The sequence below is a fragment of the Ruegeria sp. H9 genome, assembly GCF_056532915.1.
Genome location: NZ_JBQFNX010000002.1, coordinates 778,420 through 796,984, shown reverse-complemented (window position 1 = coordinate 796,984; position 18,565 = coordinate 778,420). Strand labels below are relative to the sequence as shown.

The window sequence follows — 18,565 nt, the reverse complement described above, 5'->3', positions numbered from 1 at the left end:
GTTGATGTAATGCTGACACTCGACCGTACCGATGACAAGCTGTGATCACCGCTTGCTACGCGCCATGAAGGCCAGCCGTTCAAACAGGTGTACGTCCTGCTCATTTTTTAGAAGTGCACCATGTAGCTTGGGCAGTGCATTCACACCGTCGCGTTTAAGGTCCTCAGCGCTCAAGTCCTCAGCCAAGAGCAGTTTCAGCCAGTCCAGCACTTCCGAGGTCGAGGGCTTTTTCTTCAAACCTTGCGTTTCGCGGATTTCGTAGAACTGGGTCAGCGCGGTGGTCAGCAGCGCATCTTTGATGCCGGGGTGATGGACTTCGACGATACGGCGCATCGTGGCTTCGTCTGGAAAGCGGATGTAGTGAAAGAAGCAGCGGCGCAGGAATGCGTCAGGTAGTTCCTTTTCGTTGTTCGACGTGATTATGACGATCGGGCGGTTCTTGGCACGGATCGTCTCGCCAGTCTCGTAGACGTGGAACTCCATCTTATCGAGTTCTTGCAATAGATCGTTGGGGAATTCGATATCAGCCTTGTCGATCTCGTCGATCAGTAGCACGACCTTTTCATCCGCATCGAATGCCTGCCACAGCTTGCCCTTGCGAATATAGTTCGAGACATCATGCACGCGCTCTTCGCCAAGCTGGCTATCGCGCAAACGGCTGACCGCATCGTATTCATACAACCCCTGTTGCGCTCGGGTGGTGGATTTCACGTTCCACTCAATCATCGTCAGCCCCAGCGCGCCCGCGACCTGTTTCGCCAGCTCGGTTTTGCCGGTTCCGGGTTCGCCCTTGACAAGCAGCGGGCGTTCCAGCGTAACGGCGGCGTTCACGGCAATGTTCAGATCGTCGGTGGCAACATATTCTGCGGTGCCTTGAAAACGTGCGGTCATGGGACCCCTCATGTGGTTTCCGCGGAATGCGGGCTGGGTTTGCTCTGCTCGGGTTACAGAGAGGCAAGGTTATTTACAAGCCGGGCCGCAGCGTCGCGAAAGGATGGGATGGGCTGTAAGTCCAATCTGTTTTGGGCGATTCGTTCGGGGCGGGGTATCGCAGGGGTTGAAGCTGCCTGAAAAACGCCTTGCGAGAACCACAGAAAAACAAGGTTTTGTTGTTACAAGTCTCAATATTAGAGCAGTCGGAGTGACGCGGCGGCGAGGCATACGTTTGTGTAGTGACAATCTCTGCCCCGTCGGATAAACGCTCCGCAGAAGGGGGTGCCGAATGTCAGGTAATACAATCGCAACCGACGTTTCAGGCCATACCGAGGGAGCAAATATGAAGCAGGAAGTTTTTCTGCCGGAAGATTACCGTCCGGCTGAAGATGAACCTTTCATGAATGATCGCCAGCTTGAGTATTTTCGCCGCAAGCTGATGGATTGGAAGACAGAACTACTCGCAGGCAGCCGTGATACGATCGAAGGTCTGCAGGACAACACCCGAAACATTCCCGATGTCGCTGACCGCGCAAGCGAAGAGACCGACCGTGCGCTGGAACTGCGCACCCGGGATCGTCAGCGTAAGCTGGTGGCAAAAATCGACTCGGCCCTGCGCCGGATCGAAGAAGGGGAGTATGGATATTGCGAGAAGACCGGTGATCCGATCTCGCTCAAGCGCCTAGATGCGCGTCCTATCGCGACTATGACGCTTGAGGCGCAAGAGCGTCACGAGCGCCGCGAAAAGGTCCACCGCGACGATTGATCGCTGGGAAATTGCAACAAAACAACTGCGCCGGGGCCTGTCGCCTCGGCGTTTTTGCGTTATGGCAGGTCCATGAATATCAATGGTCTGAATTTCTGCGTCATTGGCGGCGGCATTGGGGGCATGGCCGCGGCACTCGCACTGCGAAGTCAGGGTGCTCAGGTGACGGTTCTGGAGCAGGCCCCAGAACTGACCGAAGTTGGTGCTGGATTGCAAATCAGTGCGAACGGGATGGCGGTACTGCGTGCGCTAGGCGTAGCTGGTAAGGTGCCTGAGGCCGGACAAAACTCGGGTGGGACCGTTTTGCGCGATTACCGTAATGGGCGCGTGATCAGTCGGGTCCCGGTCCCTGCCGCTGGGTCGACTTACTATTATCACCGGGCAGATCTGCTGGACCTGTTGCACAAAGCCGCCTTGCGCTCTGGGGTGGATATTCGGCTGGATGCACCTGTCGCCACGGTTCATAAACACCCAAGCGAAGCCGAGATCGTTCTGGAAAGCGGCGAAAGGCTGCGTGCGGAATGCGCGATCGCTGCAGACGGTGGGCGCAGCACTATCCGCCCGATCTTGAATGGCCCCGAGGTCCCGGTTTTCACCCATCAGGTTGCCTGGCGAGCAACGATCCCCTGGACCCAGCGAGAAGAACTGCCATGCGCGTCCTTGACGATGGGGCCAGGCCGGCACGTGGTAACCTACCCGCTGCGCGATCAACGCCTCGTGAACATCGTGGCCATAGAAGAGCGTTCCGACTGGAAAGAGGAAGGCTGGCGACGTCAGGGTGATCCCGACGACCTGCGAACCCGGTTCGCCGATTTTGGCGGACCGGTTGGTGACATATTGTCAAAGATTGACGAGGTTCACCTTTGGGCGCTGTTTCTGCGCCCCGTGGCGCAAATCTGGCAGAATGGGCGATTGGCCTTGCTTGGGGATGCTGCGCACCCGACGTTGCCTTTTATGGCCCAAGGAGCTTGCCTAGCACTGGAAGATGCCTGGGTCCTGACACGCGCGTTCCAGGACAACTCAGGCGTCGCCCGCGCATTGGCTACCTATGAAGCCACTCGACGACCGCGTGCCAGGCAAGTGGTTGGCGCCGCAGGCGCAAATGCGCGTAATTTCCATCTTCGTGGGCCAATGAGGCTGGCCGCACAGGCCGCCTTAATGGCGGTTGGTCCACGCTTGGCACGGCGCTACGAGTGGATCTATAGCTACGACGCGACCGCGTAAGCGTTCACAGGTCGAGATCAACCCAGACCGGCACATGGTCCGAAGGTTTTTCGTGCCCCCTCACTTCGGCATCGATCCTGCAATCACGCATCAAATCTGCAGCTTGCGGCGTCAGAAGAAAGTGATCGATGCGAATCCCGTCGTTTCTGTTCCACGCGCCGGCTTGATAATCCCAGAATGAGTAATGACCAGGGCCTTGCGTTCGCGCGCGAAAGGCTTCAGTGAAGCCCAGATTCAATACCTTGCGGAATGCAGCGCGACTTTCGGGTCGAAAAAGCGCATCCTCGCGCCAGGCGTCGGGGCGCTTGGCATCTTCGGCCTGCGGAATAATATTGTAATCCCCGGCCATCAACGCGGGTTCCTCTGATGCCATCAAATCGCGGGCACGATCATAGAGGCGCTCCATCCACTCAAGCTTGTAGTCATATTTCGGCCCCGGCACCGGATTGCCATTTGGCAGATACAATCCGCAGAGGCGCAGTGCTCTCTTTCCTATGACAGTAGCTTCGATCCAGCGCGCCTGCTCATCACTTTCATCACCGGGCAACCCACGGGAGACATCCTCAAGCGGCAATTTCGAAAGGATTGCAACGCCGTTGAAGCTCTTTTGCCCGTGGGTTTCAACGTTATATCCGCGCTCCTCGAAAATCTCGCGGGGGAAATTCTCATCAATAGATTTGATTTCCTGCAGCAACACAACATCGGGCTGCGCCTCATCCAACCAGCGAGGTAACGCCTCGGCCCGTGCCTTGATACCGTTGATGTTGAATGTGGCGATTTTCATGCGTGATCCTCCGGTGCCATTGGCAACCTATCGCGCAGAATACACGCAACGGCAAGTTGCCGAACAAGTAAGCGAGGCTCTGCCTCGCGCTCCGAGGTATTTTGGGCCAGATGAAGAAACGGATTCTTAACCATATTCGTCAAAACTGAGTATGCGGTACAGGCGGAGGCGCCGATGACCGCGCCAGGTGAAGTTCTCTGACTTTGACTGTCAGAGAGCGGATCCCTCTTCATCTGGCTAAAAATACCTTGGGGGTGTGGGGGCAAAGCCCCCACCGGAGCTACATCGAGAACGATGTGCCGCAGCCGCAGGAAGACGTGGCGTTGGGGTTCTCAATCACGAAGCGCGCGCCGATGAGTTCCTGTGTGAAATCAATTACCGCGTTCTCCAGAAACGGCAGAGAGATCGAGTCGACGATGACCTTTTGGCCTTTGCCCTCTAGCACCAAATCGTCCTCTTTCGGCACATCCAGGGCGATCTCGTATTGAAAACCGGAACATCCGCCACCCTCCACAGCGACACGCAGGGCCTGGCCCTGATCTGCGGCACCGATTTCGGCCAGGCGTTCAAAGGCGCGTTCTGTGACTGTTGGGGGCAGATTCATGCCGGTCTCCAAAGGTTTATTTCCTTAGCATCGTACAATATATGGAACCTGACGACAGGCGACAAGGACAAGACCTTTGGACAGAGCGGGTTTTGCCTCGGACCCAGGCCGCGCAAGGGGGCGGCTTGTATCTGAGGAGGAAAGCAGTTTTCGGTCATGCTTTCAGCGCGACCGGGACAGGATTATTCACGCTAGCGCATTTCGGCGGCTCAAACACAAAACCCAAGTGTTTGTTGAGCATGAGGGTGACAGTTATCGAACCCGCCTGACGCATTCCATAGAAGTGGCTCAGGTGGCCCGAACGATTGCCGGGGCCTTAGGCCTGAACGGCGAATTGACCGAAGCGGTCGCGTTGGCGCATGACCTCGGGCATACACCGTTTGGTCACACGGGCGAGGACGCTCTGCATGCGTTGATGGAGCCATATGGTGGCTTCGATCACAACGCGCAGGCCATTCGGATCGTAACCAAACTTGAGCGTCACTACGCCGAGTTCGATGGGTGCAACCTGACCTGGGAATGTCTGGAAGGGATAGCCAAGCACAACGGGCCGGTCACTGGTGCATTGCCTTGGGCATTGGCCGAGTGTAATCGGGGCTTTGACCTCGAACTTCACACCCATGCGAGCGCTGAGGCGCAGGTCGCGGCGCTATCGGACGACATTGCCTACAACAACCACGATCTATTTGACGGATTGCGGGCGGGATTGTTCAGAGATGAAGACATTCAGCAGCTTCCCATAATTGATGCCTGTTTCGCCGAAGTGGATGCCAAGTATCCGGGTCTTGACCCTTATCGCCGTCGGCACGAGGCGCTCAGACGGGTATTTGGCGTCATGGTTTCGGATTTGATCGACACCTCACGCGCGTTGATAGCGGCCTCGGGGGCGCAGTCGGTCGAGGATATCCGCCATCTGGGTTATCCGGTCATTCAATTCTCGGATGATCTTTGGGCGAAGCTCAAACAGATCCGCGCCTTCCTGTTTTCGCGCATGTATCGCGCACCGAGCGTGATGGAAGTGCGCGCCAGTGTCAGCAAGGTGGTTGAGGAACTGTTTCCGATTTACCTGTCCGACCCGAAACAGATGCCCAGGCACTGGCATGTCGATATCGAGACGGCAAAGGATGAGACCGCGCTGGCCCGCATCGTCTCGGATTATATCGCGGGCATGACCGACAGGTTTGCGCTGCAAGACCATGCCCGGCTTACCGGAGATCACTCGATCGCAATATAGGCGATGGCCCAGACCTGTTGGCTGGCTTGTGTTTGAGCCAGTTCAGCATCATCCGTGGGCGGGAAAACGATCATCGTGGGGCCGTAACTACCAATGCCCATCGGCACGCCATCCGCGTGGGTGGCTACGATTGGTTGGTGTGCCTCGATGCTTTCCCATGGGATTTCAGCCTGATAGCCATCCATAGCCATGGGCAGGGCGGATTTGCCCCTGGCACCTGCCATCGTCATTACGTCAGACAACAGCGGGCCAGCGAAGGTATAGTCGCGCTGGTTCTCTGGCGGGCCGTAGGGGATGGTGATTTCGATCTGTTCCAACCCGTCCAGCATAGCCGCGTCAAAGCCTGCTGCACCGGTATGGGTGACTTCGAGAAAACCCAACAATCCGCCGTCATTCTCGCCGCGCGCGGGCAGGTTGGTTTCGGTGACGGCGCCACCGAGCGTCAGCAGTACGTGGCCTTGAGGTGAGGGCATCTCGGCCCATGTGGGCAGGGCGGTGGTCAGCAACAGGGCGAAGGGCAGGGTAAGGCGCATTCAGGGGCTCCGGTCACGGTTTTCCCCGACCTTAGCCCTGATAGCGGTTAATCCAAGCGCAAAATTTAGGCGTCCATTGACCTTGGCGCTTTGCGTGGTAAACCCCGCGGCAAGCAAAAGGACATCCGAAATGAACCTGTTTTCCGAGATCCGCGGCCTGGTACTGGACGCGCTGGCGCAGATGCAGTCCGAAGGCGCGCTGCCTGAGGGGCTGAGCTTTGACAACGTGGCGGTTGAGCCTCCGCGCGATGCGGCGCATGGCGATATGGCGACCAATGCGGCGATGGTACTGGCGAAACCGGCGAAGATGAAGCCGCGGGACATTGCGGATGTGCTGGCAGGCAAGCTATCTGCAGACGACCGGATCACCAGCGCCGAGGTGGCGGGCCCGGGCTTTCTAAACCTGCGGCTAGCGTCTTCGGTTTGGCAGGGCGTGCTGGCTGCGGTGCTGGAAAAGGGCACCGATTATGGCCGTTCGACCATGGGGCATGGTCAAAAGGTGAACGTAGAATATGTCTCGGCCAACCCGACCGGCCCGCTGCATGTGGGCCACACGCGGGGGGCTGTGTTCGGTGATGCGCTGGCAAGCTTGCTGGCCTATTCGGGCCATGATGTGACCCGCGAATACTACATCAACGATGGCGGCGCGCAGGTGGATGTGCTGGCGCGGTCGGCCTATGAACGGTATCGCGAAGCGAATGGTCTGAGCCCAGAGATCGCTGAGGGCCTGTATCCTGGCGACTACCTGATCCCAATTGGAGAAGCGCTGAAAGAGAAATACGGCGACAGCCTGATCGACAAGCCGGAAAGCGGATGGCTGGAAGAGCTGCGCAATTTTGCCACCGACGCGATGATGGACCTGATCCGCGCCGATCTGAAAGCGCTGGGTGTTGAGATGGACGTGTTCTTCTCAGAGAAGTCGCTCTACGGCACGGGTCGGATCGAGGCGGCGCTGCAGTCTTTGACCGACAAGGGCCTGATCTACGAAGGCGTGCTTGAGCCGCCCAAGGGCAAGAAGCCCGAGGATTGGGAGCCGCGCGAGCAAACCTTGTTCAAGTCGACCGAACACGGGGATGACGTCGACCGCCCGGTCAAGAAGTCGGATGGCAGCTGGACCTATTTTGCCCCGGATATCGCTTATCATTATGACAAGGTGAGCCGTGGGTTTGACGCGCTAATCGACGTGTTCGGTGCGGACCATGGCGGCTATGTCAAACGGATGAAGGCGGCGGTTTCGGCCCTTTCCGATGGTAAGGTGCCGCTGGATATCAAGCTTACCCAATTGGTGAAGCTGTGGAAGAATGGCGAGCCATTCAAGATGTCCAAGCGGGCAGGGAACTTTGTCACGTTGCGCGATGTAGTCGATCAGGTCGGGCCTGATGTAACCCGTTTCGTGATGCTGACCCGCAAGAACGACGCACCGCTGGATTTCGATTTCGACAAGGTGTTGGAACAAAGCCGCGAAAACCCGGTGTTCTACGTCCAATACGCCCATGCCCGCGTCATGAGTGTGCTGCGCCGCGCCGCTGAGGCCGGGATTTCTGCCGATGATGCTACGCTATCTGGGGCAGATCTGGGCAAGATCGACCACGCCTCTGAGCTGACCGTTGCCAAGAAGCTGGCAGAATGGCCACGTCTGGTTGAAATCGCCGCTCGCACAAATGAACCGCACCGGGTTGCCTTCTATCTCTATGAATTAGCAGGAGATTTCCACGCGCTGTGGAACAAGGGCAATGACGAAACCCAGTTGCGCTTCATTCAGGATGGCGATGTTGCCACAAGCCAATCGAAAATCGCACTGGCCCGGGCTGTTTCTGTTGTGATTTCAGCGGGCTTGGGTATTCTTGGCGTTACTCCGGCGCAGGAGATGCGATAACAAATATCGCCCGAACCGCCGGTCTGAGGCAGACAAGAAATGACCCGCGCGCCACTTTTTACGGCGCAATCGGGCGGTGAGGCGGAAATGGCACGTTACGATTACTCGGGGCAGCATAGCCCCGAGCAGATGCATTACTCGAATCAATCGCATCCTGAAGATGCGTATGATTATCCAGATGAAAGCTATAGCTATGATGACGCCCCGCGCGCAGGCGCTGGGCTGGGCCGCATTGTCAACGTGCTTGGGGCGGTTGCGTCTTTGGCGCTGGTCGCCGGAGTCGGCGTTTGGGGCTACCAACTGATCATGCGCGACGTCAGCGGGGTACCGGTCGTGCGTGCCGCCGAAGGACCCATGCGCGTGCAGCCCGAAAATCCCGGCGGGACGCCTGCTGATCATCAGGGCCTAGCGGTGAATGCAGTTGCCGCTGTCGGGACTGCTGCACCGCCGGCAGATCGTCTGATCCTTGCACCGCGCCCCGTGTCTCTGACTGATGAAGACACGCCCATGACCGCGCTTGAGGCCACAAATGCAGTGCAAGTGATTGAGGAACCCGCCACTGATCAGGCGATCGTGAACGCTCTGGCCGAAGGGCTCGCCGCCGAACCTCAGCTCGAACAGACGCCTGAGCAGGGCGTGCAATTGGCTTCCCTGGTCACGCCCGAAGAAGAGCGCGCGATTGATCCGGCTGATTACGCAGCGCAACAGCCCGACCCTAAGATTGCTGCACTGCCTGGTGTACGCCGGTCGCTGCGTCCGCATGTGCGTCCAGCCCGCGCTACGCCAAGTTCTATTTCGTCCAACAGCGCTACGGAAGCTGCGATCAATGCTGCAGTAAAGGCTGCTGTTGGTCTGGATGTTGATCCCGATACATTGACCAAAGGCACGCGACTTGCTCAGCTTGGGGCATACGAAAGCGCCGATGTGGCGCAGGCCGAATGGGCACGTTTGAATGGCCGATTTGGAGAATATATGGATGGAAAACAGCGTGTTATACAGAAGACCTCAAGCGGAGGACGAACCTTCTATCGCCTGCGTGTCATGGGGTTTGATGACCTGAGCGACTCGCGCCAGTTTTGCGCGGCCCTAGTCGCGCAGGGTGCAGACTGTATCCCGGTCGCCGTCCGGTGAGATTTGGCGCGGTTATCACCGATGCCGAAGGGCTGCGCCTGACGCCGGATGAAAAAGCTTTGTTCAAAGAGATGAACCCGTTCGGGTTCATTCTGTTTGCCCGCAACATCGAATCCGCTGACCAGACCCGCGCCTTGTGCGAGGACTTCCGCGAGGCGGTTGGCCGAAATTGCCTAATCACAGTCGATCAGGAAGGTGGCCGCGTACAACGTCTGCGCGCACCTTTAGCCCGTGAATGGTTGCCCCCTTTGGATCATGTCGCGCATGCCGGAGATCAGGCCGAGCGCGCGATGTATCTGCGCTATCGTCTGATCGCGCATGAACTGCTGGGATTGGGCATCGACAGCAATTGTGCGCCGATGGTCGATCTGGCCCGCGAGGGTACTCATGCGTTCCTGAAGAACCGCTGCTATGGGTCTGATCCCGAAAAGGTTTCCGCGATTGGTCGAGCCGTTGCCAACGGACACTTTGATGGCGGAGTGTTGCCGGTAGTAAAGCACATGCCCGGCCACGGTCTGTCGACGCTCGACAGTCATCACGAGTTGCCGCATGTGGATCTTTCTCTAAGTGCACTGGAAGCAGCAGATTTTGCACCATTCCGCGCGCTGAACGACTTGCCGATGGGGATGACGGCGCATTTGGTTTATGACCAGATCGATCCACGGCCCGCAACGATTTCTGCTGGAATGATGACTTTGATTAGGGAGCGCATCGGTTTCGACGGTCTGATTATGACCGACGATATCACGATGAAAGCCCTGAACGGCGCGCCCGCCGACTTGGCCCGACAGGCACTGGACGCTGGATGCGATGTTACTTTGCACTGCAACGGGGCCTTTGAAGAGCGTGCTAAGGTGCTCGAAGCCGCTGGTGAGATGTCGGATGCGGCACAAGCCCGCGCAGATCGGGCGTTGGCTCGACGCCAGCCGCCACAGGAACTTGACATCCAAGCCGCCGAGGCGGAACTATCTGCCCTAATGGGCGGGCAGGTATATGCAGGATAACCTTTTCAGCGAAGACCCGGTCTCGGTAGCCGATCGGCTGGCCGCCGAGGCTTTGATTGTGGACGTCGACGGGTTTGAGGGTCCGCTCGATGTGCTTTTGACACTTTCGCGTACGCAAAAAGTGGACTTGCGCAAAATCTCGGTTCTGGCGTTAGCGCAACAGTATCTGACCTTTGTCGAAAAAGCGCGTCAGTTGAGGATCGAACTGGCCGCCGACTATCTGGTGATGGCGGCCTGGCTGGCCTTTCTGAAATCCCGCTTGCTGCTGCCTCCGAACCCAGATGATGAGGGTCCTTCGGGTGAAGAACTCGCCGCGCACCTCGCGTTCCAATTGGAACGCTTGCAGGCCATGCGCGATGCCGCTGCGCGCCTGATGGCGCGTGATCAATTGGGCCGAGATTTTTTCAAACGCGGGCAGGGTGAGGATGTTACGCGTATCCGCACCGTGACCTATTCCGCCACACTGCTGGACCTGATGCAGGGCTATGCGCGTATCCGCACGCGCGACGAGTTCCGCCCCTTTGTCATGGACCGCGACGCCGTTTTCACCATGGAACAAGCGCTTGAGCGGATGCGGCCCCTGATAGGCTTTGCCGGTGTGTGGACGGATATGGAGACCTACCTGCCCGAAGGCTGGGATGCTGATCCGGTTCGGCGACGCTCTGCCACGGCTGCAACCTTCGCAGCCTCGCTTGAGCTGGTGAAAGAAGGACATATGGAGATCAAGCAAAGCGAGACCTTTGCGCCGATCCATCTGCGTAAGAGGACTGAGACACGTGACTGACGCCAACGAAGAGACAGGCACACTGTTCGAAGCGCCGCCCTTGGCGGAACAGGAACGTATGGTCGAGGCCGTGCTGTTTGCCAGCGCCGAGCCAGTGACGATTGGTGATCTTGAAGCGCGGATGCCCCATGGCAGCAATGCCGCGCAAGCTGTTGAATCGCTTCAGAAACGGTACGAAGGGCGCGGGGTGCGTGTGGTGCGCGTTGGTGAGGCTTGGGCGATCCGCACAGCCCCCGATCTTGGCTTCCTGATGCAGAAGGAAACTGTCGAGACCCGCAAACTCAGCCGGGCGGCCATCGAAACGCTGGCGATCGTGGCTTATCACCAGCCCTGCACGCGTGCGGAGATCGAGGAAATCCGGGGCGTGTCCGTTTCGCGCGGCACCATTGATCAACTGCTTGAGATGGAGTGGATCCGACTGGGCCGCCGTCGCATGACACCAGGCCGTCCGGTGACATTCGTCGTAACGCCTGAGTTTCTGGATCATTTCGGGCTGGAAAACGCCCGTGACCTGCCGGGCCTGAAGGAGTTGCGCGCAGCCGGACTGTTGGAGAATCGCCCACCCCCTGGTGCTGTGCCGCTGGGCGAAGGGCAGGGTGATGACGAGGACGAAGATCAAACCGAACTGTTCGAAGAAGAGTGATCGGACAGCCATTTTATTGCCGCAGATCCCGCCTATCATAGGGTGCAGGAAACGGAGTTGAGCCAATGAATGCCAATCGGATCATCGATATGATCGTGCGTCGGGTGATGCGTCGCCTGGTGAACCACGGTGTGGACAAGGGTATTGATATGGCCAGCAAGGTGGGCCGCAAACCGGGGCAGTCTGATGTTGAGAATGGCCCCGAGGCGGATCGCCAGATGCGCGATGCGACCAAGCGCCAAAATCAAAGCGCAAAGCAGATGCGGCAGGTGTCGCGTCAGATGCGTCGGTTCATGAAGTTCTGAAACTCAGCCCACAGCTTTGAAATGCTTGGACAGTTTCAGGCCTTGACCCTGATAGTTCGAAGCAATACCCGCGCCATATAGTTGCGTCGGCATTTCGGCCATCTTCTCATAAACCAGGCGCCCGACGACTTGTCCGTGTTCCAACACAAATGGCGCTTCGTGGCAGCGCACTTCCAGCACCCCGCGTGATCCGGCACCGCCTGCTTCGGCATGTCCAAAGCCCGGGTCAAAGAATCCGGCGTAATGTACCCGGAACTCGCCGACCATAGCGAGATATGGGGCCATTTCAGCAGCATACATTGGCGGGATATGCACCGCTTCGCGGCTGACGAGAATGTAGAACGCGCCGGGGTCGAGGATGATGCGACCGTCCTTGGTATGCACCTCTTCCCAGTATTCCTGCGGGTCGTATTCGCCGATCCGATCCAGATCGATCACCCCGGTATGGGGCTTGGCGCGATAGCCGACCAGATCGGTATCGGGCAGTTGCAGATCGACCGAAAACCCCAACCCGTCCTGAATGACGGCTGGCCCATCAACCAACGGCGTTTGACCATGCAACGCGGTCAGCTCGGCGTCGCTGAGTACCGCCTGACCTTTGCGGAAACGGATCTGATTCAGACGCATTCCGGGGCGCACCAGAACCGAGAACGATCGCGGGCAGATCTCGGCATAAAGCGGACCTGTGTAGCCTGCGGGAACCCGATCAAACTCAGTTCCGCCATCAGTGATCGTGCGCGTGAGCAAGTCGAGCCGCCCGGTCGAGCTTTTGGCATTGGCCACCGCACTGATGTCATCGGGCAGGGCGAGCGATTCCATCAGCGGCACCAGATAGACACAGCCCTTTTCCAGAACAGCGCCTTCGGTGATGTCGATGCGGTGCATTTCAAACTCGGCCAGACGATCTGCAACAGACCGTCCTTCGCCTGCCAGAAACGACGCGCGCACCCGGTAAGCCACTGTTCCCAAACGTAGATCAAGGCTTGCCGGCTGCACCTGTGCAGGGATGATATCCGGGCTTGCGGCGATCTCACCGCGTGCAATCATCGCCTCAAGCTGTTGGTTTGGGCAAACACCTGTCATCTCGATCCCCTCTGCTGCCAGAGCGGGATCTGGCCTATGTGCCATAAACGTCGGTGTGATTTGGTCGGGCTAGCAGGACTCGAACCTGCGACCTTCCGTCCCCCAGACGGACGCGCTACCAGGCTGCGCCATAGCCCGACGTTGAGGTGTTCATAAAGACTTTCCCGGCGGGGGCAAGAGGAAATCATCGCCTTTTTTGCTATCCCGCCGTGTGGTGTTCGACGCGATCCAGCCACCTGCGCAGGTCCTTGGCGATGGGTGCAATCTGGCGCAACAGCTCATCGTCATACTCGTCACGATTCCATGCCAGCGAGGCAATACCACCCATCAGCGGCGCTGCATCCAGCTCGGCCGGTATCGGTTTGGGTTCGGGGGTTGCGACGGGTCTCGGAGCCTCTGGGGCAGGGGAATGGGCGGTTTCGCCCAAATCCATGTCGATCTGGTTTGCGGATGGTTCCGGCGCTGAAGCGAACGGAACCACAGTATCGTCGATGCTGGGTGCGGGCGCGTTTTCGTCCAAATTGGGTGAAAGCGATGCAACATGCGCAACGCCCTGTTCCCGAAGTATACGCTGAACACCTTTGATGGTAATCCCGTCCTCGTGCAGCAGTTTCTTGATACCGCCCAGCAGACGCATATCATTGGGGCGATAATATCGCCGCCCACCGGCGCGTTTGACGGGTTTGACTTGGGTAAACCGGCTTTCCCAGAAACGCAGCACATGAGCCTGAACTCCGAGCCAGTCCGCAACTTCACTTATGGTGCGAAAGGCATCGGGGGACTTACTCATAACCTGGATGTCCTGAACTTACTTGCGGTTCCCTGCGGCGACGCGATCCTTCATCAGGTGCGACGGACGGAATGTCAGCACACGACGCGGCTGGATCGGAACCTCTTCACCGGTTTTAGGGTTGCGACCGATACGGGCAGTTTTGTCCCGAACGCTGAAGGTGCCGAATGACGAAATCTTAACCTGTTCGCCACGCACCAGCGCGTCAGACATGTGGTTCAGAACGCTTTCGACCAGCTGTGCGCTTTCATTGCGTGACAGGCCAACCTCACGAAAGACGGCCTCGCTCAGATCCATTCGGGTCAGTGTTTTGTCGCCCATGCTTTTTCCCCTGTTGATGTCTGAGCATATGGCTATGCAAAATTCGCTGTCAATATCAATGAATTGCAGGAGGCTCTGTAAGCCGGATTGTGCCGGTTACCAACGCAGTGCGACCGCACCCCAGGCCAGACCGCCACCAATCGCCTCTGTAACGATCAGATCGCCGGTTTTGATCTGGCCGTTTTGCTTGCCCACCGACAGGGCCAGAGGGATTGAGGCTGCCGATGTGTTGCCATGGTCCTGAACGGTGACCACAACGTTATCCATCGGCAGGCCCATCTTCTTGGCGGTGCCCTGAATAATGCGGATATTGGCCTGATGCGGCACGATCCAGTCGACATCATCGCTGGACAGACCTGCACGCTCCAGCGCGACTTCTGCGGTTCGGGCCAGTTTTTCGACCGCATGACGAAACACCTGATTGCCCTGCATCCGCAAGTGGCCGGTGGATTGGGTCGAAACCCCGCCATCAACATAGAGCAGGTCTTTGTAGCGTCCGTCCGAATTCAAGTCGGTCGCAAGAATACCGCGATCATCCGAAGTGCCCTGACCCTCTTGCTCTTCCAGAACCAGTGCGCCCGCGCCATCGCCAAACAGCACGCAGGTGGACCGGTCGGTCCAGTCCATGATTCGTGAAAAGGTCTCGGCGCCGATCACCAGTACGCGCTTCGCCTGACCGGACAGGATCAGGGCGTTGGCGTTGCTGAGCGCAAAGACAAACCCAGCGCAGACCGCCTGTACATCGAAGGCAAAACCTTTGGTCATGCCCAACCGGGCCTGAACCATGGTTGCCGCCGAAGGAAAGGTCAAATCAGCTGTGGAGGTTGCCAGCACAATCGCGTCGATATCATCCGCCGTCAGTCCGGCATCAGCCAGTGCAGCTTCGGCCGCTTTGGTGGCCAGATCGGATGTTGTTTCGTCCTCGGCCGCGAAATGTCGCCGCTCGATCCCGGACCGGGTGCGAATCCATTCGTCCGTCGTATCCAGCGTTTTCTCGAACTCAGAGTTCGGTACAACGCGCTCTGGCAAATAATGCCCGACACCTACAACAACTGAGCGGCCTGCCATGCTGGGGTACTGCCTTTTTTGTTATTATTCCGATTGAGACACGGAATGGGCCGCATCTTGTGCAAGTGCGGCTGTTGATGCAACCCGTGCCGCCAATTTTTCGGCGAAACCGGATTCGGCCAGAGTGAAGGCCAGCTTAACCGCTGCGGAAACGCCGGTTGCGTCCGCTCCGCCGTGGGATTTCACCACGGTTCCGTTGAGTCCCAGGAACACGCCGCCATTGACGCGGCGCGGGTCTATCCGCTTTTTCAGACGATTCAACGAGGTGATTGCCAGGATCGAGGCCAGCCGGGATAGAGGCGAGTATTTGAACGCCTCACGCAGCAAATCACCGATAAGGTTAGCGGTGCCTTCACCGGTTTTAATGGCGACATTTCCAGTGAAGCCGTCGGTCACGATCACGTCAGCTTTGTCGCCGGGGATATCGCTGCCCTCGACAAAGCCCACAAACTCGAAGTTCGCCTGATCGGCAAAGTCCGAGATCATCGCGTGGGCTTCTTTCAGTTCGGCGCGGCCCTTGTGTTCTTCAGTGCCGACATTCAGCAACCCGATCCTAGGGCGGCTGAGCGCCATACCGTTGCGCGCATATGAAGCCCCCATCAGCGCGTATTGCAAAAGGTCCTTGGCATCAGCGCGCACATCTGCGCCGACGTCCAGCATCACGTTGAACCCATGCGGATTGCGCGAGGGCCACAGGATCGCGATGGCAGGGCGGTTCACGCCGGGCAGCTTGCGCAGCCGCAACATGGACATGGCCATCAGCGCGCCCGTATTGCCGCAGGACACTGCGCCGTGCGCTTCACCTGCACGCACCGCTTCCAGAGCGGACCACATCGACGTGCTCTTGCCGCTGCGGACAACCTGGCTTGGTTTGTCTTCCATCGTGACCACGTCCGGGCAATCACGAAAAACGACGCGCCCATCAAGGACACGCCGTTTGGCAACCAGCTTGCGTAGTTCCTGTTCCTGACCGTGCAGGATGAACCCGATCTTCGGGTTCTTGTCCGCAGATTTTGCAATGCCCGCCACAACGACGGCAGGGCCCGAATCTCCGCCCATAGCGTCAACCGAGATGATGATCCGTCCGGTCTGCGTGGGCTGATCCGTCATGCCTTGGCCTGCGTCCAATCAGGCTTAGGCCGCGTCTTCGTCCAGGTCGATTTCGTCGGCCTGAGAGACGACTTCACGATCGTCATAGTGGCCGCAAGATGCGCAAACGTGGTGTGGGCGCTTCAGCTCGCCGCAGTTCGGGCATTCGTTCGGGTTTGCAGCAACCAGAGCGTCGTGTGCGCGGCGGTTGTTGCGACGCGACTTGGAAACTTTGTTCTGTTGGACGGCCATGGTCTCAACCTTTGTCTGATATGGGCTGACAGATTCGCTGTCAGCCGGGTTACGTACTTTGTTTTCTCGTGGTTTGACGCGCGTTTAAGGGGCTTGCCCCGCAATGTCCAACCCAAATTCCAATGAGCGCGCGAAAATACTGCGATTCTCGTCATGTTCAAGCGGTTTTTCTGACGGCCTGCTATGACAGGAAATCCCTCGCCTGTCACTCGTCTTTTTTCATCGCATCCCGCAGCCCCGCCAGACCAGCGAAGGGTTTTACATCCTCATCTGTGAGGGCCTGTTTGCCCGGTTCGGTATAGTCTATCTGGCCCAGCTCGACTCCATCCTTCCGTGGATATTGGGGCAGGGCCAGCGACAGCGCTTCAACCATGATCAGCGCAGGATCGATCTCGGGCCCAAGCGGTTCGGTCTCGTCATCCTCGGGGATTTCGAACTCGGGCTCTTCCGGATCGCTCCAATCGGCCAGAAAGACGCGACTCACCGGGGTGTCGATGCGTGTGGTCACAGGTTCCAACGTCACGACACAAGGTTGGATCACCGTTGCGCCCAGCTTGCCAGAAAGCATCCAATCCCGTTTGGCCTGCGCGCGTAATTCGCCGACAAAGCTGAGCTTGCGCAGGCCAAGCAGTCCGAGCTCTTGTTTTATGGCCTCCAGCGCGTCGCCGGTCGGGCGCAACTCAAACGGGGTCGGAGCGTTTTGCGGCAGGTCTGCGACGCGTAAAGATGTCTGGTTGCTCATTCGTGAGGTTTTCCTGTGTTGAACCGGAGCCTTGGTTTCTGTAATCGGATAGGGTCCGCAAGGGGCCATGGCAAGAGGATGTGCATGTTGAAGGGTTTGAACAGGTTGAAACCAGCGTCGAAAACGCTTGTCTTTGCGGCCTGTCTGGCGGTCGCGGGCGCATGTTCACCAATCTTCAAGAATCACGGCTACGTGCCTCCGCCAGAGGATCTGGCCAAAATCAAGGTCGGCGTCGATACCCGCGATAGTGTTGAAGAAACCATCGGCGCGCCCAGCTCGGCGGGCGTGGTGCGGGATTCGGGCTATTACTATGTCGCCTCGCGCGTCCGTCATTATGGGCCCAAACGACCCGAGGTCGTTTCACGTGAACTGGTCGCGATCAGCTTTGATCAGCGCGGCGTCGTTCGCAATATCGAGCGGTTCGGCCTGGAAGACGGCTATGTCATCGTGCTGGATCGTCGCGTGACCGATTCCAACGTGGAAGACAAAGGCTTCCTGCGTCAGCTTCTGGGTAACATCGGCAACTTCAACCCGGCAAATATTCCTGGCGCAAACAACTAAAGCGACCAATTCTCTTGCAGTGGTCACAGGACAGTCACACATTCTGTAGTAAGAACCAGACAGATGTGACCGGTCAGCAACCGCAGGAGGATGCGACCATGGCGGTTTTGTTGGACAAGGGCCGATATCGCGCCCGCTTGGCGCAAACCGAGCAAGACGTGGCGGCGGCGCAGACGCTGAGGATGCTGACCTTTGCTACTGATGGTCAGGATTGTGATGCTTTTGACGAACGCTGCGCCCATGTTCTGGTCGAAGATCTGCAGGCCGGTGGGGCGTTGGTGTGCTGTTTCCGTATGCTAACAATGCAGGGCGGCTTTGAAATCGGACTCAGCTACTCGGCACAGTTCTATGACCTGTCGGCGCTATGCGATTTTACGGGACCGATGGTCGAGATGGGTCGGTTCTGTATCCACCCGGACTACAATGATCCGGATATCTTGCGTGTCGCGTGGGGCGCAATGACGGCTTATGTCGATCAGAACGGGATCGAAATGCTTTTCGGATGCTCGTCCTTCGCTGGAACAGAAACTGCCGAATATCTTGACGCTTTTGCGATGCTCAAACACCGACATCTGGCACCAAGGCGATGGTTGCCGCGAGTCAAGGCGCCGGATGTGTTTCGCTTTGCGGCGCGCTTGCGCAGACGCCCTGATGTAAAACAGGCGATGCTTAGGATGCCGCCTTTGTTGCGCACCTATCTGATGATGGGGGGGTGGGTCAGCGATCATGCAGTGGTGGACAGGCACATGAACACCCTGCATGTGTTCACTGGCCTTGAAATCGGAGCAATTCCCCCAGCTCGTAAACGGTTGCTGCGCGCGGTGGCTGGGTGATTTGA

At 58.1% G+C, this 18,565-nt stretch carries 22 protein-coding genes and 1 tRNA gene; 11 read left to right on the top strand and 12 right to left on the bottom strand.

Translation table 11 applies throughout. The annotated features are described in order from the left end of the window. Window positions 1–45: 45 nt before the first annotated feature. Entirely contained in the window at window positions 46–891 is an 846-nt protein-coding gene (locus tag ACR0CZ_RS12520; protein ID WP_170396653.1) for an AAA family ATPase, read from the bottom strand. Between the two features lie 385 nt (window positions 892–1,276). On the opposite strand from ACR0CZ_RS12520, the gene dksA reads away from it, so the two are divergent. Both dksA and ACR0CZ_RS12510 read left to right on the top strand, forming a co-directional pair. Then, window positions 1,277–1,699: an RNA polymerase-binding protein DksA gene (dksA, locus tag ACR0CZ_RS12515; protein ID WP_074736317.1), complete on the top strand. Its 423-nt coding sequence runs from the start codon at window positions 1,277–1,279 to the stop codon at window positions 1,697–1,699. Between the two features lie 72 nt (window positions 1,700–1,771). After that, window positions 1,772–2,923 carry an FAD-dependent monooxygenase gene (locus ACR0CZ_RS12510; protein WP_170396655.1) on the top strand — a complete coding sequence of 384 codons (1,152 nt, stop codon included), beginning with the start codon at window positions 1,772–1,774 and terminating at the stop codon, window positions 2,921–2,923. 4 nt (window positions 2,924–2,927) lie between these two features. Here the strand turns inward: ACR0CZ_RS12510 and xth are convergent, their stop codons facing one another. After that, entirely contained in the window at window positions 2,928–3,707 is a 780-nt protein-coding gene (gene xth, locus ACR0CZ_RS12505; RefSeq protein ID WP_170396657.1) for an exodeoxyribonuclease III, read from the bottom strand. A gap of 280 nt (window positions 3,708–3,987) precedes the next feature. After that, window positions 3,988–4,311, bottom strand: a complete 324-nt coding sequence (locus ACR0CZ_RS12500) for a HesB/IscA family protein (RefSeq protein WP_170396659.1) — start codon at window positions 4,309–4,311, stop codon at window positions 3,988–3,990. A gap of 76 nt (window positions 4,312–4,387) precedes the next feature. Between ACR0CZ_RS12500 and ACR0CZ_RS12495 the strand changes: the two genes are divergently transcribed. Continuing rightward, complete coding sequence (locus ACR0CZ_RS12495; RefSeq protein ID WP_170396661.1) at window positions 4,388–5,545, top strand: deoxyguanosinetriphosphate triphosphohydrolase; 1,158 nt, start codon at window positions 4,388–4,390, stop codon at window positions 5,543–5,545. Here the strand turns inward: ACR0CZ_RS12495 and ACR0CZ_RS12490 are convergent. Further along, a complete protein-coding gene (locus ACR0CZ_RS12490) occupies window positions 5,527–6,078 on the bottom strand; it encodes a molybdopterin-binding protein (RefSeq protein WP_170396662.1) in 552 nt (183 codons plus the stop codon). The genes ACR0CZ_RS12495 and ACR0CZ_RS12490 overlap by 19 nt on opposite strands. 130 nt (window positions 6,079–6,208) lie before the next feature. On the opposite strand from ACR0CZ_RS12490, the gene argS reads away from it, so the two are divergent. From argS to ACR0CZ_RS12460, 6 genes are all read left to right on the top strand, one after another. After that, window positions 6,209–7,954 (top strand): arginine--tRNA ligase, encoded by a 1,746-nt coding sequence (argS, locus tag ACR0CZ_RS12485; RefSeq protein WP_480536927.1) that lies wholly within the window; start codon window positions 6,209–6,211, stop codon window positions 7,952–7,954. Window positions 7,955–7,993: 39 nt separating this feature from the next. Next, window positions 7,994–9,085, top strand: a complete 1,092-nt coding sequence (locus ACR0CZ_RS12480) for an SPOR domain-containing protein (RefSeq protein ID WP_480536928.1) — start codon at window positions 7,994–7,996, stop codon at window positions 9,083–9,085. Beyond that, window positions 9,082–10,089, top strand: a complete 1,008-nt coding sequence (gene nagZ / locus ACR0CZ_RS12475) for a beta-N-acetylhexosaminidase (RefSeq protein ID WP_170396666.1) — start codon at window positions 9,082–9,084, stop codon at window positions 10,087–10,089. The genes ACR0CZ_RS12480 and nagZ overlap by 4 nt, the downstream gene beginning before the upstream one ends. After that, window positions 10,079–10,873, top strand: coding sequence for a segregation and condensation protein A (locus ACR0CZ_RS12470; protein ID WP_170396668.1), 795 nt, complete (start codon window positions 10,079–10,081; stop codon window positions 10,871–10,873). The genes nagZ and ACR0CZ_RS12470 overlap by 11 nt, the downstream gene beginning before the upstream one ends. Beyond that, complete coding sequence (scpB, locus tag ACR0CZ_RS12465; RefSeq protein ID WP_170396671.1) at window positions 10,866–11,516, top strand: SMC-Scp complex subunit ScpB; 651 nt, start codon at window positions 10,866–10,868, stop codon at window positions 11,514–11,516. The genes ACR0CZ_RS12470 and scpB overlap by 8 nt, the downstream gene beginning before the upstream one ends. Window positions 11,517–11,581: 65 nt before the next feature. Next, window positions 11,582–11,821, top strand: coding sequence for a hypothetical protein (locus ACR0CZ_RS12460; RefSeq protein WP_170396673.1), 240 nt, complete (start codon window positions 11,582–11,584; stop codon window positions 11,819–11,821). A gap of 3 nt (window positions 11,822–11,824) precedes the next feature. Here the strand turns inward: ACR0CZ_RS12460 and ACR0CZ_RS12455 are convergent, their stop codons facing one another. From ACR0CZ_RS12455 to ACR0CZ_RS12420, 8 genes are all read right to left on the bottom strand, one after another. Then, window positions 11,825–12,904, bottom strand: coding sequence for a 2'-deoxycytidine 5'-triphosphate deaminase (locus ACR0CZ_RS12455; protein WP_170396675.1), 1,080 nt, complete (start codon window positions 12,902–12,904; stop codon window positions 11,825–11,827). 61 nt (window positions 12,905–12,965) lie between these two features. After that, window positions 12,966–13,042: transfer RNA gene (locus ACR0CZ_RS12450), tRNA-Pro, on the bottom strand. 61 nt (window positions 13,043–13,103) lie between these two features. Then, window positions 13,104–13,694, bottom strand: a complete 591-nt coding sequence (locus ACR0CZ_RS12445) for a MerR family transcriptional regulator (RefSeq protein ID WP_170396676.1) — start codon at window positions 13,692–13,694, stop codon at window positions 13,104–13,106. Window positions 13,695–13,712: 18 nt separating this feature from the next. After that, entirely contained in the window at window positions 13,713–14,015 is a 303-nt protein-coding gene (gene ihfA / locus ACR0CZ_RS12440) for an integration host factor subunit alpha (protein WP_008755922.1), read from the bottom strand. Between the two features lie 96 nt (window positions 14,016–14,111). Continuing rightward, window positions 14,112–15,083, bottom strand: a complete 972-nt coding sequence (locus tag ACR0CZ_RS12435; protein ID WP_170406350.1) for a beta-ketoacyl-ACP synthase III — start codon at window positions 15,081–15,083, stop codon at window positions 14,112–14,114. 24 nt (window positions 15,084–15,107) lie between these two features. After that, window positions 15,108–16,193: a phosphate acyltransferase PlsX gene (plsX, locus tag ACR0CZ_RS12430; protein WP_170396680.1), complete on the bottom strand. Its 1,086-nt coding sequence runs from the start codon at window positions 16,191–16,193 to the stop codon at window positions 15,108–15,110. Window positions 16,194–16,217: 24 nt separating this feature from the next. Then, the gene (gene rpmF / locus ACR0CZ_RS12425; RefSeq protein ID WP_170396682.1) at window positions 16,218–16,424 is read right to left on the bottom strand and encodes a 50S ribosomal protein L32; all 207 of its coding nucleotides are present in this window, start codon (window positions 16,422–16,424) and stop codon (window positions 16,218–16,220) included. Window positions 16,425–16,629: 205 nt separating this feature from the next. Then, window positions 16,630–17,166: a DUF177 domain-containing protein gene (locus tag ACR0CZ_RS12420; RefSeq protein WP_170396684.1), complete on the bottom strand. Its 537-nt coding sequence runs from the start codon at window positions 17,164–17,166 to the stop codon at window positions 16,630–16,632. An 84-nt stretch (window positions 17,167–17,250) separates the two neighbouring features. Between ACR0CZ_RS12420 and ACR0CZ_RS12415 the strand changes: the two genes are divergently transcribed. Continuing rightward, window positions 17,251–17,727 (top strand): outer membrane protein assembly factor BamE, encoded by a 477-nt coding sequence (locus tag ACR0CZ_RS12415; protein WP_170396685.1) that lies wholly within the window; start codon window positions 17,251–17,253, stop codon window positions 17,725–17,727. Window positions 17,728–17,825: 98 nt separating this feature from the next. Next, window positions 17,826–18,560: a GNAT family N-acyltransferase gene (locus ACR0CZ_RS12410; protein WP_170396687.1), complete on the top strand. Its 735-nt coding sequence runs from the start codon at window positions 17,826–17,828 to the stop codon at window positions 18,558–18,560. The last annotated feature ends 5 nt before the right edge of the window (window positions 18,561–18,565 follow it).

Bases quoted from the DNA above. Each gene is read 5' to 3' on its own strand.
- ACR0CZ_RS12470 (WP_170396668.1), top strand. From the start codon at position 10,079: ATGCAGGATAACCTTTTCAGCGAAGACCCGGTCTCGGTAGCCGATCGG.
- ACR0CZ_RS12460 (WP_170396673.1), top strand. From the start codon at position 11,582: ATGAATGCCAATCGGATCATCGATATGATCGTGCGTCGGGTGATGCGT.
- ACR0CZ_RS12415 (WP_170396685.1), top strand. From the start codon at position 17,251: ATGTTGAAGGGTTTGAACAGGTTGAAACCAGCGTCGAAAACGCTTGTC.
- ACR0CZ_RS12500 (WP_170396659.1), bottom strand. From the start codon at position 4,311: ATGAATCTGCCCCCAACAGTCACAGAACGCGCCTTTGAACGCCTGGCC.
- xth (WP_170396657.1), bottom strand. From the start codon at position 3,707: ATGAAAATCGCCACATTCAACATCAACGGTATCAAGGCACGGGCCGAG.
- ACR0CZ_RS12420 (WP_170396684.1), bottom strand. From the start codon at position 17,166: ATGAGCAACCAGACATCTTTACGCGTCGCAGACCTGCCGCAAAACGCT.
- ihfA (WP_008755922.1), bottom strand. From the start codon at position 14,015: ATGGGCGACAAAACACTGACCCGAATGGATCTGAGCGAGGCCGTCTTT.
- ACR0CZ_RS12490 (WP_170396662.1), bottom strand. From the start codon at position 6,078: ATGCGCCTTACCCTGCCCTTCGCCCTGTTGCTGACCACCGCCCTGCCC.
- ACR0CZ_RS12445 (WP_170396676.1), bottom strand. From the start codon at position 13,694: ATGAGTAAGTCCCCCGATGCCTTTCGCACCATAAGTGAAGTTGCGGAC.
- argS (WP_480536927.1), top strand. From the start codon at position 6,209: ATGAACCTGTTTTCCGAGATCCGCGGCCTGGTACTGGACGCGCTGGCG.
- plsX (WP_170396680.1), bottom strand. From the start codon at position 16,193: ATGACGGATCAGCCCACGCAGACCGGACGGATCATCATCTCGGTTGAC.
- ACR0CZ_RS12455 (WP_170396675.1), bottom strand. From the start codon at position 12,904: ATGACAGGTGTTTGCCCAAACCAACAGCTTGAGGCGATGATTGCACGC.
- ACR0CZ_RS12480 (WP_480536928.1), top strand. From the start codon at position 7,994: ATGACCCGCGCGCCACTTTTTACGGCGCAATCGGGCGGTGAGGCGGAA.
- dksA (WP_074736317.1), top strand. From the start codon at position 1,277: ATGAAGCAGGAAGTTTTTCTGCCGGAAGATTACCGTCCGGCTGAAGAT.
- ACR0CZ_RS12510 (WP_170396655.1), top strand. From the start codon at position 1,772: ATGAATATCAATGGTCTGAATTTCTGCGTCATTGGCGGCGGCATTGGG.
- ACR0CZ_RS12520 (WP_170396653.1), bottom strand. From the start codon at position 891: ATGACCGCACGTTTTCAAGGCACCGCAGAATATGTTGCCACCGACGAT.
- rpmF (WP_170396682.1), bottom strand. From the start codon at position 16,424: ATGGCCGTCCAACAGAACAAAGTTTCCAAGTCGCGTCGCAACAACCGC.
- ACR0CZ_RS12435 (WP_170406350.1), bottom strand. From the start codon at position 15,083: ATGGCAGGCCGCTCAGTTGTTGTAGGTGTCGGGCATTATTTGCCAGAG.
- ACR0CZ_RS12410 (WP_170396687.1), top strand. From the start codon at position 17,826: ATGGCGGTTTTGTTGGACAAGGGCCGATATCGCGCCCGCTTGGCGCAA.